Genomic DNA, 13,158 nt, shown 5'->3' with positions numbered 1-13,158 from the left:
TCAGCCCTGGTGGATCGCCTCGGCGACGGGCGTGTCGCCGTCGTTGAACTCGATGACCCGACGGATCGTCGAGTCGTCGGCGAGGGTGGCGGCGACGACGGCGGCGACGTTGTCGCGGCTCACCTCGCTGCCGGAGACGCCTTCGCCGGTCTCGATGCGGCCGGTGCCGGGCTCGAGGGTGAGGGCGCTCGGGCCGAGGATCGTCCAGGCCAGGTCGGTGCCCTTGAGGTGCGTGTCGGCCGCGGCCTTCGCCTCCGCGTAGGCGTAGAAGCCGTTCTCGGGGTCGATGCCGTGATCGGGCCCCGCGCCGAAGTACGACACCATGACGTAGCGGGAGACGCCGGCCTGCGCGGCGGCGTCCATCGAACGGATCGCGGCGTCACGGTCGACGGCGTACGTGCGCTCCGGGGAGCCACCGCCCGCGCCCGCGGACCACACGACCGCGTCCGCACCCTGCAGGACCTCGGCGATACCGGCGACGTCGAGGGACTCCACGTCGGCGACCTCGGCCTGCGCGCCGGTCTTCTCCACCTCGGCGGTGTGCTCGGGGTTGCGGATCACCGAGACGACCTCGTGGCCCGCCTCGACGAGCTGCGGCGCGAGCCTCAGCGCGACCTTGCCGTGACCACCGATGACGACGATGCGGGACATGGGGACCTCCAGGAGTCGACGAGGGAACTGACCTCGACACCAACGCCACCCGTGGGAGGGGCATTCCCGGTGGCACCTGGCCGCGAAGGTCTCCGGCCCCGGACGGATGCTCCACCGTGCGCGCCGGGACGGCCCCACCCGTGTGGCCCGCTAGGCTCCGGCGGTGTGATCGAGCAGGAGCACTACTTCACCGCCGACCCCGCGAGCGCCGACCAGCGACGTGAGCTGACCGTCCCCATCGCCGGGCGCCCTCTCACCGTCGAGACCGCGCCGGGGGTGTTCTGCCCCGACCGGATCGACCTCGGCACGTCCGTGCTTCTCCGGACGGTGCCGGACCCGCCGGAGCACGGCGACCTCCTCGACCTCGGCTGCGGGTGGGGACCCGTCACGCTCACGCTCGCCTCGCTCTCCCCCGAGGCGCGGGTATGGGGTGTCGACGTCAACCACCGCGCCCTCGACCTCCTGCGCCGCAACGCGGCCCGCCACGACCTCACCGGCATCCACGCCGTCGGCCCCGACGACGTGCCCGACGACGTGACGTTCGCGACGATCTGGTCTAACCCGCCGATCCGCGTCGGCAAGGCCGCCCTCCACGAGATGCTCCTGCGCTGGATCCCGCGCCTCGAACGCGGCGGCACCGCCTACCTCGTCGTCCAGAAGAACCTCGGCGCCGACTCCCTCCACGCCTGGCTCGGCGGCACCCTCGGGCCCGAGTTCGCGACCGCGCGGATCGCCTCGGCGAAGGGGTTCCGGGTCCTCGCCGTCCACCGCCACCTCACCCCGCCCACCGAAGGCGCCTGACGCACGACCTCCCGCTTCCCCGGGCCGTGGCGCCGCGCGAAGTCGGGTCGACGACGTCATCCTCCGGGGGCGTGGCGTGTCGACCGGGCGTGAGAGCCGTGAGGGCGGGGACGCCGCGTCCGTCAGTCGCGGGGCGTCTCGACGACGCCGTCGGCGACGAGCACGGCGGGACCGGCGAGTTCGACACGCTGCCCCGGCAGGGCGCGGACGTGCAGGGTGCCGCCCGGGACGTCGACGCGCCACACCTCGTTGTCGTGCGGTGCGCCGCTCCACGTCATGAGCGCGAGCGCGGCGGCCGCTGCACCGGTGCCGCAGGAGCGTGTCTCCCCCACGCCCCGTTCGTGGACGCGCATCTGCAGGTGCCCCGGGCCGAGGGGCTGGACGAGTTCCACGTTCGCACCCGACTCCGGCGCCGGGTTGAGCACGGGCGCGGTCGTGAGGTCGAGGTCCATGAGGTCGGCCGTGTCGGGCAGGGCGATGACGACGTGTGGGTTGCCGAGGTCGAGGCTCATGCCGGGCAGCGGTTCGAGGCCGGGAAGCGCGACGAGGGTGTCGTACCCCTGCGCGCCGACCGTGTCGGCGTGGGTGACACGCCACGGTCCGAGGTCGACCGCGTACGAGGGTTCACCGTTCTCCCCCTCCGACACGCGGGCCACCTTGACGCCGGCGCGCGTCGCGATCGCGGCCTCCGGGCCGGAGGCGAGCCCCTCACGCAGGAGGTAGGCGACGAAGACGCGAGTCCCGTTGCCGCACATCTCCGCCCGCGACCCGTCGGCGTTGCGGTAGTCCATGAACCACTCCGCCTCGTCCGCGAGGGCGCGCACCTCGGACTCCTCGGCGCACCGTGTGGGCACGACCCGGATCACCCCGTCGCCGCCGATGCCCCCGCGCCGGTCGGCGAGGAACCGCACCTGCGCATCGGTGAGCCCGCGCGCACCGTCGAGGTCGGGGACGAGGACGAAGTCGTTCTGGGTGCCGTGGCCCTTGGTGAAGGGGACGGCGGGGCGGGTGGGGGCGCTCTCGATGCTCACGGGGGAAGTCTGACATCCGCCGCCGACGGCAGCAGTTCGCCATGCGAGACGCGTTCGCACCGGCCGACCCACGCTGGGGCCCCCTGCGACAGGCGGATCCGACGCGCGTGGTGCGGTTCTCCCACGACTACGGTCGTCGCTGACCCCTCTGGGAGACCGGCGGGGAGGACTACCCGCTGGAGCCGTCCGACCTCGGCTGTCCGCCGACCTCACGGATCTCCTGTCCAGGTGCGGCGATCTCTTCGCCCGGTTCGACCCCCACACGGGTTGGTCCGACGCGGTCGAGCGGGAGGCGTACGCCGACGGCATGGAGCAGGCGTTCCGTCGCCTGCGCACCGAACTTGGGGACGGTTCGACGTCGAGGACGACCACGCCTGGTGCCTGGAGGAGTCACGGGGCTGACACCCGGGTCGAAGCGACGTGTGCGGGGAGGGCGCGGTCGGGTCCCAGGGAGCAACCTTGCGTGCGCGCGCTACGGTGGTCGGGTCGGCGGGACGAAGTCCGGTAGATCCCGGCACTGACCCGCAACGGTGACGCCGCCCGAGCCACACGGCCTGCGCGCGGACGAGTCCGGTCGAGCTTCGCCGACACCCGATCACCACGCTCTCGAGGTCTGGGGCGGTTCGGACACACGGCAGACCGGGCGACGTCCGGCTCCCTTCTCCGGCCGGTCCTCCTCGACGCACCGGCGGGCACGCCCCGCCTCGATCCCCGAGGAGGATCTCTTGCGCCCAGTCGCCCTCGCCGCGGCCACCGCCCTGCTGCTCGTCATCGCCGGCTGCTCGTCCCAGAACGACGCGCCCCCGTCCGCCGGGTCCACGCCCACCCCCGGCACGAGCACCGCCGCGGTCACCTCCGACGTCACGTACCCCGTCACCGTCGACACCCCGCTCGGCGAGGTCACCCTCGACAAGCAGCCGACGCGCATCGTGTCGCTGTCGCCGTCGGCCACCGAGTCCCTCTTCGCCATCGGCGCGGGCACCCAGGTCGTCGCCGCCGACGAGTACTCGACCTACCCCGCGAACGCACCCAAGACCGACCTCAGCGGTTTCGAGCCGAACGTCGAGGCCATCTCCGGGTACAAGCCCGACCTCGTCGTCATGTCGAACGACACGGGCGGCACCGCCGCCGCGCTCGAGAAGCTCGGCGTGCCCGTGTTCCTCTCCCCCGCACCCACGACGCTCGACCAGGGCTACGACGAGATCGCCGTCCTCGGCCAGGCCACCGGCCACGCCGACGAGACCGCGCAGGTCGTCCGCACGATGCGCGACGACATCGCCACCGCCCTCGCCAAGGCCCCCGACAAGCCGGTGCGGATCTACCACGAGCTCGACTCCCAGTACCACTCGGCGAGCTCGCACAGCTTCCTCGGATCCATCTACACGAAGATGGGCGCGACGAACATCGCCGACGCCGCCGACAAGGACAAGACGGGCTACCCGCAGCTCACGGAGGAGGCCGTCGTCAAGGCCGACCCGCAGCTCATGGTCATCACCGACCAGGTCGACTACACGGCCGACGACGTGAAGAAGCGCCCCGGCTGGGCCGACGTCGCCGCCGTGAAGAACGGGAACATCGTCACCGTCGACGCCGACATCGCCTCCCGGTGGGGACCGCGCCTGCCCCAGCTCGTCGAGACGATCGCCGACGCGATGACGAAGGCGTCCACGTCCGCCACCGACTCCCCCGCCCCGGCGACGAGCTCGGCCACGGCCACCGCCCGCTGACCGACGCATGCCGTCGACGCAGGCACCCGCCCGCCGGACCCCGCACCGCGGCACCGGTGACGCCCCCGCCCGGGACGAGCGCGCACCCCGCGCACTGTCCCGGGCGTTCGGCGTCCCCGCGCTCCCCCTGGTCGCGGGACTCCTCGCCGTCCTCGCGGCCCTCGCCCTCAGCGTCTCCCAGGGCGCGGCCGGGCTGCCCGTGTCCGCCGTCGTCCGCACCCTCCTCGACGCCCTGCCGGGTGTCTCGCTGCCCGGCGTCCTCGAAGGCCCGGAGGCGCAGGTCCTCTGGCAGATCCGCCTGCCCCGCAGCATCCTCGCCGTCCTCGTCGGCACGTCCCTGAGCATGGCGGGGGCCGCCTACCAGGGCGTCTTCCGCAACCCGCTCGCCGACCCGTACCTCCTCGGCGTCTCCGCCGGCGCCGGCGTCGGCGCCGTCCTCGCCCTCGGATTCGGACTCGACCTCTCCGTCGGACCCTTCGCCGCCGTCCCCATGGCGGCCTTCGCCGGGGCGCTCCTCGCCGTCCTCGCCTCCGCCCTCGTCGCGCGGGGCTCCTTCGCCGACCCCGCGACCCTCCTCCTGTCCGGCGTCGCCGTCGCCGCCCTCTTCTCCGCCGTCCAGACGTTCCTCCTCCAACGCCTCGACCAGGTCCGCTCCCGCGAGGTGCTCGGCTGGATGTTCGGGCGCCTCACCACCGACGGCTGGTCCGGCGTCCTCACCGTGCTGCCCTACCTCGTCCTCTCTGCGGCCGTGCTTCTCGCCTCCGGACGCCGCCTCGACGTCCTCCGCGTCGGCGACGAGGAGGCCCGCTCCCTCGGCGTCGACGCCGCACGGGTGCGTCTCGTCGTCGTCGTGGCCGCCACCCTCATGACCGCGGCCGCCGTCTCCGTGAGCGGCCTCATCGGCTTCGTCGGACTCGTCATCCCCCACGTCGTCCGCCTCGTCGCCAGCCACTCCTACCGCGCGATCCTCCCCCTCGCCGGGGTGTTCGGCGGCGCGTTCCTCCTCGTCGTCGACGTCGGCGCCCGCACCCTCGTCGCCCCCGCCGAGCTCCCCATCGGCGTCATCACCGCGTTCGTCGGCGCCCCGTTCTTCGGGTTCGTCCTCATGCGTCGTCGCCGAGGTGCGCCGTGAGACCCGCCGAGGACGCCTTACCGCGCGTGGCGCACTGGGCGCACGACCCGCACGAGGCCGCGGCGACGCCCACGTCTTCCCCCGGTCGCGACGGCACCACCGCCGGCGCGCAGGGGACGCCCGCCCTCACCGCCTCGGAGCTGCGCATCCACCTCGGATCGGGACGCGCCCGGCGCGAGGTCGTCCGCGGGGTCGACCTCGACGTGGGGCACGGGGAGTTCCTCGCCCTCATCGGACCCAACGGCTCCGGCAAGTCGACCCTGCTCCGAGGACTGGCCGGGCTCATCCCGGCCGAGGGCGTCGTCACCGTGCCGTCCGGTCGACCCGTCGGACCGCGCGAGGTCGCCGTCATGCCGCAGACGCCGATCCTCCCGCCCGGCATGAACGTCGCCGAGTACGTCCTCCTCGGCCGCACCCCGCACCTCGGAGCGTTCGGGAGGGAGTCCGAGAACGACCGCCGCGTCGTCGACGACGTCCTCGACCGCCTCGACCTGCGCCGCCACGAGGCACGGCCCGTCATCGAGCTCTCCGGCGGCGAGTCCCAGCGTGTCGCCCTCGCCCGCGCACTCGCCCAGAAGACGCCCGTCCTCCTCCTCGACGAGCCGACGAGCGCCCTGGACATCGGCACCGCCGCCGGTGTCCTCGGCCTCGTCGACGACCTCCGCCGTCGCGACGGCCTCACCGTCGTCGTCGCGATCCACGACCTCACCGTCGCCGCCCGGTACGCCGACCGTCTCGTCCTTCTCGAGGACGGCGTCGTCGCCGCCCGTGGCAGCGTCGAGCAGGTCCTCACCGCCGAGACCCTCTCCCGGGTCTACCGCACCCCCCTCGAGGTGCACCGCATCGCCGGCCGCCTCGTCGTCCTTCCCGCCTGACGGGTCGGATCCGCCGGTACGCCGCCGACCCCGGCGAGTGTCGACCCGAGTCGTCGTGCCGAGCCACCGTGCCGCCCTGCCGCCCTGCCGCGAGGCGCTGCCTCGTTCCCCGGCTCGTACGCCGGGCGCCCGCTCAGACCGGGTCGGCGATGTGCTCGGCGACGGCACGCAGCGCCCGGTCGAGGAGGTCGGGGGCGGCGGCGTCGAGCCAGAGGATGCGGGGATCCGAGCGGAACCAGCTCTCCTGCCGCCGGACGAGACGCCGCGTCGCGGTCGTCGTCGCCTCGATCGCCTCGCTCCGCGTCATGCGCCCAGCGAGCTCCGCGAGAGCCTCGCGGTAGCCGACGGCCCGCGAGGCGGTACGAGTGCCTGAGAGGCCCCGCCCCACGAGCGCCGCGACCTCGTCGAGCAGGCCGTCGGCCCACATCCCCGCCGTGCGTCGGGCGATGCGCTCGTCGAGGACGGCGCGGTCGAGGGCGAGCCCGAGCGTGAGTGTCGGACGCAGGTATTCGCGCCGGGGCATCGTCGCCGAGAACGGCCGCCCGGTGAGCTCGACGACCTCGAGGGCGCGGACGATGCGCCGCGTGTTGTTCGGTTCGAGCCGCGACGCGGCCACGGGGTCGACCTCGCGCAACCGCGCCAGCATCGTCGGGGTGCCGAGTTCGGCGGCCTCCGCCTCGAGCCGGGCGCGGACGGCGGGGTCGGTCGGGGGGATCTCGAGATGGTCGACCGCGGCCCGCACGTAGAGACCCGAGCCGCCGACGAGGATCGGTCGTCGTCCACGGGCGACGATCCCGCCCACGTCCTCGCGGCAATGGCGTTGGTAGGCGGCGACGCTCGCATCCTCGTCGATGTCGAGGACGTCGATCTGGTGGTGAGGCAGGCCACGGCGCTCGTCCACGGGCACCTTGGCCGTGCCGATGTCCATGCCCCGGTAGAGCTGCGAGGCGTCCGCGCCGACGATCTCGCCGCCGAGCCGTTCGGCGAGGTCGAGCGCGAGGGCGGACTTGCCCGTCGCCGTCGCGCCGACGACCGCGACGAGCGTCGGCGTCCGCCCGTGGTCGTCGACGCTCACGGCCGGCCCTTGGGCCGGCGTTCGCCTCGCGGCAGGGACGTCACCGTGCCCGCTCACCGACAGGAGGGCGCCGGGGCGGGCGTCGTCGGGCGGCCCAGCGAGGGCATCCCGAGCGAGACCGCGGGGCGACCCGGGACGGGGTTGTCCTGGCTTGCCGCCCACGCGTCGCCACCGGCGGTGCGGCGGACCGAGAACGTGCCGCCCTGCACCGCGGAATCCGCGACGAGGTGGTGCGGCGCACCGTAGGTCACCGCGACGGTGACGGCGTCGCCCGGACGCGGACGCTCGGACTCGGGCAGCCCCTCCGGCAGCGCGAAGTGGACGAGCCGGTTGTCGCGCGCACGGCCCGACATGCGGGCGGTCTCGATGTCCTTGCGGCCCTCGAACGGGGCGACGAGGACCTCGACCTCCCGGCCCTCGATCTTGCGGTTCTCCGACCACGAGATCTCGTCCTGCAACGCGACGAGACGGTCGAATCGCTCCTGCACGACGGCCTTGGGGATCTGGTTCTCCATCGCCCCCGCGGGCGTACCGGGGCGGATCGAGTACTGGAACGTGAACGCGCTCGAGAAGCGCGACCGGGCGACGACGTCGAGGGTCGCCTCGAAGTCCTCCTCCGTCTCGCCGGGGAAGCCGACGATGATGTCGGTCGTGATCGCGGCCTCCGGGATGCGCTCACGCACGGCGTCGAGGATGCGGAGGAACTTGGTGCTGCGGTAGCTGCGGCGCATGTCCTTGAGGACCTTGTCCGAACCCGACTGCAGCGGCATGTGGAGGCTCGGCATGACGTTGGGAGTCTCGGCCATCGCGTCGATGACGTCGTCGGTGAACGCCGCCGGGTGCGGGCTCGTGAAGCGCACCCGCTCGAGCCCGTCGATCTCGCCGCAGGCGCGGAGCAGCTTGGAGAACGCCTGTCGGTCGCCGAACTCGACACCGTAGGAGTTGACGTTCTGCCCGAGCAGGATGACCTCGACGACGCCCTGGGCGACGAGCGCCTCGACCTCGGCGAGGATGTCGCCCGGGCGACGGTCCTGCTCCTTGCCTCGCAGGCTGGGCACGATGCAGAACGTGCACGTGTTGTTGCAGCCGACCGAGATGGAGACCCAGCCCGAGTAGGCGGAGTCCCGCCGCGTGGGCAGGGTGGAGGGGAACGTCTCGAGCGACTCGAGGATCTCGACCTCGGCGCGCTTGTTGTGGCGGGCCCGGTCGAGGAGCGCGGGCAGGGATCCGATGTTGTGGGTGCCGAACACGACGTCGACCCACGGGGCCTTGCGGACGATCGTGTCACGGTCCTTCTGCGCCATGCAGCCACCGACGGCGATCTGCATCTCGGGGTTGCGGGTCTTGGCGGGACGCAGCTGGCCGAGGTTGCCGTAGAGCTTGTTGTCGGCGTTCTCGCGCACCGCGCACGTGTTGAAGACGACGACGTCGGCGACCTCGGGCCGTGCCGGCGCGGGGATGCTTGCCAGGTCGACGTAGCCGGCCGTCTCGAGGAGGCCGGCGAGGCGTTCGGAGTCGTGGACGTTCATCTGGCACCCGTGGGTGCGCACGTCATAGGTCTTGGGGAGGTTCGAAATCGTCATCGCGTCCTCCAGGGTACGGCGCGTGCGGCGTGGTGCCGTCCCGCCCGGGAGCGGAACCCCCGCACAGGCGGGGACGACGGGGCCGGTGAGGGGGCAGCGGAGCGGCCGTCGTCGTGGGCGACCCCGGGACGAGGACGTCGACGGCCGGGCCCGGTCTGCCCCTCGTTCGGATCACTGGTCCCGACTCTCGTCCCTGCTCGACCCGTCGGGCGGCCGGGGCGCGATCCTGGCGATGCGGCGGCGCCCGTGACCTGGGGGTGCCGGGGCTCAGTCACGGGCGTGCTCCTCGGCGTTGTCGAGGGCCTCGCGGATGACGGCGAAGGCGAGGTCACCGGGGTAGCCCTTGCGGGCGAGGAACCCGGCGAGGCGCCGCATCTGCACCTCTCGCGGCAGTCCGTGGAGTCGGCGGAGACGACCGGCGACGAGCTCCTCCGCCCGGGCGCGTTCGCTCTCGGTGTCGACGGCGGCGAGGGCACCCTCGGCCGTCTCGGGGTCGACGCCCTTCTTGCGCAGCTCGTGTCGAAGGCCGCGGCGGGAGAGCCCGCGAGACTCCTGCTGGGAGCGCACGAGAGCTTCCGCGAAGGCGGCGTCGTCGACGAGACCCACTTCGGTGAACCTGTCGAGGACGGCGTCGGCGACCTCGGCGTCGACGTCCCGCTCGGCGAGCTTGTCCTCGAGCTGGGCCCTGCTCCGCGGCGCCATCGCGAGCTGACGCAGGACGATCTGGCGGACGCGGGCCTCCTCCTCGTGCTCGTCCATGAGGTCGGGTTCGCCGGACGCGTCGACTGCCTCGGTCTCGAGAGCCGTCGTGCCGCCGGCGTCGTCCGCCGCGGCGGTGGGAACCTCGGGAACCCACTCCGGCGGCGGGCCCGCACCGGGCCAGGAGGAAAGGTCGATCTCCTCCTCGCGGGCGTCGTTCTCACCGTTCTCCGACCGGGTGGGACGCCGCGACGGGCGACCGACGGAACGGCTCCAGGTGCGGCGTCCCCCTCGGTCGGATCTGCGGGCGCGGCCCGCGGGTTCCTGTCCGTCCCCGGAACCACCGGCACCACGACGGGCGGAGGCCCCGCGACGACGGGAACCGCCACGCGACTCCGCGGGCAAGGACTCCGTCGCCGCCGCCTCCGCCGCGGCGAGGGCCGCCCGGGCCCGGGCGAGACGCTGCTCGGGGGTCTCTGCGCTCACGACACCGTCGGTGCTCGCCCCACCATCGGCGGCCACCCAAGGATCGGCAGGGTCGAACGCCGGGTCCGGCGGCTCCTCGGCTGCCGGACCCGTGCAAGGCCGACCGAAACCCGTCACGGCACCCACCGTGCACCGGCGGGCACCCGATCAGAGCGGGACGTCATCGGTTCAGAACGCAACCGCGGGCTCGGCCGGTGCCGCCTGCTCCTCGGCGGCGGCGTCGGCCTCCGCCTGCTGGGCGTACTTGCCGATGCCGAGTTTGGTGAGGATCTTGCGCTCCAGCTCGTCCGTGAGCTCGGGGTTGTCCTTGAGGAAGTTACGGGCGTTCTCCTTGCCCTGCCCGAGCTGGTCACCGTCGTAGGTGTACCAGGCACCCGACTTGCGCACGAAGCCCTGCTCCACGCCCATGTCGAGGAGGCCACCCTCGCGGGAGATGCCCTGCCCGTAGAGGATGTCGAACTCGGCCTGCTTGAACGGCGGGCTCACCTTGTTCTTGACGACCTTGACGCGGGTGCGGTTGCCGACCGGCTCCGTGCCGTCCTTGAGGGTCTCGATGCGGCGCACGTCGAGACGCACCGACGCGTAGAACTTGAGCGCCTTACCACCCGTGGTCGTCTCCGGAGACCCGAACATCACGCCGATCTTCTCGCGCAGCTGGTTGATGAAGATCGCGGTCGTGCCGGTGCTGTTGAGGGCACCGGTGAGCTTGCGGAGCGCCTGGCTCATGAGGCGGGCCTGGAGACCCACGTGGGAGTCACCCATCTCACCCTCGATCTCGGCGCGGGGCACGAGCGCGGCGACCGAGTCGACGACGATGATGTCGAGCGCGCCGGAGCGGATGAGCATGTCGGCGATCTCGAGGGCCTGCTCACCCGTGTCGGGCTGGCTGACGAGGAGGGCGTCGGTGTCGACGCCGAGCTTCTTGGCGTACTCGGGGTCGAGGGCGTGCTCGGCGTCGATGAATGCCGCGATACCCCCGGCCTTCTGGGCGTTGGCGACCGCATGGAGCGCGACCGTCGTCTTACCCGAGGACTCCGGGCCGTAGATCTCGACGATGCGACCCCGCGGGAGGCCACCGATACCGAGGGCGATGTCGAGCGCGACCGACCCCGTGGGGATCGTGCCGATCGGCGGGCGAACGTCGTCACCCAGACGCATGACCGCGCCCTTGCCGTAGTTCTTCTCGATCTGCGCCATCACGGTGTCGAGGGACTTCACGCGCTGGTCCATCGCCTTCTGGTCGGCGTTGGTGGAGGTGTTCGATGCGGCCATGGCCGGGCACCTGCTTTCTGTCGTGTCGAATCGGGCGCGCCCACCGGCAACCCGGGCGTCGTGCGGTGTCGTGTGTCGTGCTCGACGTCTCGGGTCGGACGCTAGACGGGGCCACCGACAGCCCTCTCCCCACGGCGATGAGCTGTGGAGGACTGACCGACGGGGGCACCGCCTGGGGAGACCATACCGAACGCATGTTCGAAGCGGAACACCCGCCCTCGGCGCGTCGGTCGACCACGTCTCTCGAGTCACCGGCCTCGTCGAGGCCGGGCACTTGGGCCCTGGCCGGTCACCGCGACGTGGTCGAGACTGCGGGCATGACCGACCACGAGACTCCTGCTCCCCGGCCCGGTTCCGACACTCCGCCACCCGCGACGGGCGCGGACGCCGCTCCTCTCTCCCCCGTCGAGGAGATCGCCGACGTCCCCGAGGGCTGCGTCGTCGTGGGCGTCGACGGCTCTCCTGCCGCCGACGCCGCCCTCGCGTGGGGCGCCCGTGAGGCGGCCTCCCGCGGCCTCCCCGTCCACCTGCTGTGCGCCCGTGAGTCCTTCGCCCTTCCCACCGGTGTCGTCGAGAGCGCCCTCCCGTGGGAGGCCCTCGAGGACGGCGGTAAGACGATCCTCCGGGAGGCGTGCGAACTCGCCCAGCGCGTCGCCCCTGGTATCGAGATCACGTGTTCCCGCCCGTGGGGAGGACCGGCCCAGGTGCTCGTCGCGGCGAGCGACCGGGCGGCGTTCCTCGTCGTCGGCACCCGAGGCCGGAGTCGGCGCACCGCCGCCGTCCTCGGCACGGTCTCCCTCCAGACGGCCTCCCACGCCCGGTGCCCCGTCGTCGTCATCCGCGAGGACCACGCCGAGCAGGACCGCACCCACGGTTCGGCCCACGTCGTCGTCGGTGCCGACGGCTCCCGCGACTCCGAGCGCGCGGTGCGGTTCGCGTTCGACTGCGCGGCGCCCTCCGGACGCGTCACGGCCGTCACCGCGTGGTGGCTCGAGGTGGTCGACGGGGTCGTCGTCACGACGCCCGAGTCCGCCGAGTGGGAACGGGTCGTCTCCGGGTACGAGTCCCGGATGCGCGCCGCGATCGGCGACGTGCCCGCGGACTACCCCGACGTCGTCCTCGAGACGCGCGTCGATCGTGCGCGCGCCACCGAGGCCCTCCTCGACGCGGCACGCGACGCCGATCTGCTCGTCGTGGGCTCCCGCGGCCGGGGCGGCTTCGCCGGGCTCATGCTCGGTTCGGTGAGTCAGAACATGCTCACCGAGGCCTCCTGCCCCGTCGCCGTCGTGTCACGGCTGCGGACCTGACCTCCACCTCGACGCACCTCCGGGCCCCGGTTCGCCGCACGACGAACGCACGCCCTCCGGCCTCACGGCCGGAGGGCGTGCGTTCATTCGTCGACGGGACCGCGGCGCAGCGGGCGGTCCTTGCCGAGGCGCCGTACCGGCGGGATCCCCATGTGGTCGCACAGGGCCTCCCACACGCGGCGCGGCGGCACGCCCGCGTCGACGGCCTCCTGCGCGGTGCGGCCGTCGAGCGCACCCATGTGCTGGGACCGGGCGACGACGGCGGCGTAGGCCTCGCCGAACTCGTCGTCCATGAGCATCCAGAATTCGCTTTCCCTCACCCCGTGAGTCAAGCAGACCGCCGGGCCGCCGGCGCCGACCGCCCGACGTCCTCGCGCGTCCGCCCGACCGGCCGTCGGCCTCACGCTCGCCCGTTCCCACCCCTCCCGGCCCGCGGCCATTGCCTCCCCCGGCAGAGGCGGTCTCACATTCGGCGCACGCATCGCACGAGGTCGCGCGTCGAGCGAACGGTTGTCGGTC

12 protein-coding genes are annotated in these 13,158 nt (G+C 73.0%); 5 read left to right on the top strand and 7 right to left on the bottom strand.

The features are described 5' to 3' along the window. Entirely contained in the window at nt 1–651 is a 651-nt protein-coding gene (locus MOPEL_RS02580) for an SDR family oxidoreductase (protein WP_009481294.1), read from the bottom strand. A 165-nt stretch (nt 652–816) separates the two neighbouring features. Between MOPEL_RS02580 and MOPEL_RS02575 the strand changes: the two genes are divergently transcribed. After that, nucleotides 817–1,452: a class I SAM-dependent methyltransferase gene (locus MOPEL_RS02575; RefSeq protein ID WP_009481293.1), complete on the top strand. Its 636-nt coding sequence runs from the start codon at nt 817–819 to the stop codon at nt 1,450–1,452. Between the two features lie 122 nt (nt 1,453–1,574). On the opposite strand, the gene dapF is transcribed toward MOPEL_RS02575, so the two are convergent. Continuing rightward, nucleotides 1,575–2,483, bottom strand: coding sequence for a diaminopimelate epimerase (dapF, locus tag MOPEL_RS02570; RefSeq protein ID WP_009481292.1), 909 nt, complete (start codon nt 2,481–2,483; stop codon nt 1,575–1,577). Between the two features lie 725 nt (nt 2,484–3,208). Here dapF and MOPEL_RS02565 point away from each other — a divergent pair. The 3 genes from MOPEL_RS02565 to MOPEL_RS02555 are packed head-to-tail and all read left to right on the top strand — an operon-like array spanning nt 3,209 to nt 6,217. Beyond that, nucleotides 3,209–4,210, top strand: coding sequence for an ABC transporter substrate-binding protein (locus MOPEL_RS02565; protein WP_009481291.1), 1,002 nt, complete (start codon nt 3,209–3,211; stop codon nt 4,208–4,210). 7 nt (nt 4,211–4,217) lie between these two features. Continuing rightward, nucleotides 4,218–5,342, top strand: coding sequence for a FecCD family ABC transporter permease (locus MOPEL_RS02560; protein ID WP_009481290.1), 1,125 nt, complete (start codon nt 4,218–4,220; stop codon nt 5,340–5,342). Nucleotides 5,343–5,368: 26 nt separating this feature from the next. Next, nucleotides 5,369–6,217, top strand: coding sequence for an ABC transporter ATP-binding protein (locus MOPEL_RS02555; RefSeq protein WP_009481289.1), 849 nt, complete (start codon nt 5,369–5,371; stop codon nt 6,215–6,217). Nucleotides 6,218–6,350: 133 nt separating this feature from the next. Here MOPEL_RS02555 and miaA read toward each other — a convergent pair whose 3' ends face one another. From miaA to recA, 4 genes are all read right to left on the bottom strand, one after another. Further along, nucleotides 6,351–7,292: a tRNA (adenosine(37)-N6)-dimethylallyltransferase MiaA gene (miaA, locus tag MOPEL_RS02550; RefSeq protein WP_009481288.1), complete on the bottom strand. Its 942-nt coding sequence runs from the start codon at nt 7,290–7,292 to the stop codon at nt 6,351–6,353. Nucleotides 7,293–7,345: 53 nt separating this feature from the next. Beyond that, nucleotides 7,346–8,875: a tRNA (N6-isopentenyl adenosine(37)-C2)-methylthiotransferase MiaB gene (gene miaB / locus MOPEL_RS02545; RefSeq protein WP_009481287.1), complete on the bottom strand. Its 1,530-nt coding sequence runs from the start codon at nt 8,873–8,875 to the stop codon at nt 7,346–7,348. Between the two features lie 267 nt (nt 8,876–9,142). After that, on the bottom strand, nt 9,143–10,060 hold the full coding sequence (locus tag MOPEL_RS18285) for a regulatory protein RecX (protein ID WP_009481286.1): 918 nt from the start codon (nt 10,058–10,060) through the stop codon (nt 9,143–9,145). 168 nt (nt 10,061–10,228) lie between these two features. Continuing rightward, a complete protein-coding gene (gene recA / locus MOPEL_RS02535) occupies nt 10,229–11,290 on the bottom strand; it encodes a recombinase RecA (RefSeq protein ID WP_169316268.1) in 1,062 nt (353 codons plus the stop codon). 359 nt (nt 11,291–11,649) lie between these two features. Here recA and MOPEL_RS17020 point away from each other — a divergent pair, with 359 nt between their 5' ends. Beyond that, nucleotides 11,650–12,639 (top strand): universal stress protein, encoded by a 990-nt coding sequence (locus tag MOPEL_RS17020; RefSeq protein WP_009481284.1) that lies wholly within the window; start codon nt 11,650–11,652, stop codon nt 12,637–12,639. Between the two features lie 83 nt (nt 12,640–12,722). Here MOPEL_RS17020 and MOPEL_RS16390 read toward each other — a convergent pair whose 3' ends face one another. Beyond that, entirely contained in the window at nt 12,723–12,959 is a 237-nt protein-coding gene (locus MOPEL_RS16390; protein ID WP_040632419.1) for a DUF3046 domain-containing protein, read from the bottom strand. Nucleotides 12,960–13,158 lie beyond the last annotated feature (199 nt).

The organism is Mobilicoccus pelagius NBRC 104925, assembly GCF_000247995.1.
GTDB lineage: Bacteria > Actinomycetota > Actinomycetes > Actinomycetales > Dermatophilaceae > Mobilicoccus > Mobilicoccus pelagius.
The sequence above is the reverse complement of the archived record's forward strand: the minus strand, read 5'-3'. Positions and strand labels throughout refer to the sequence as shown.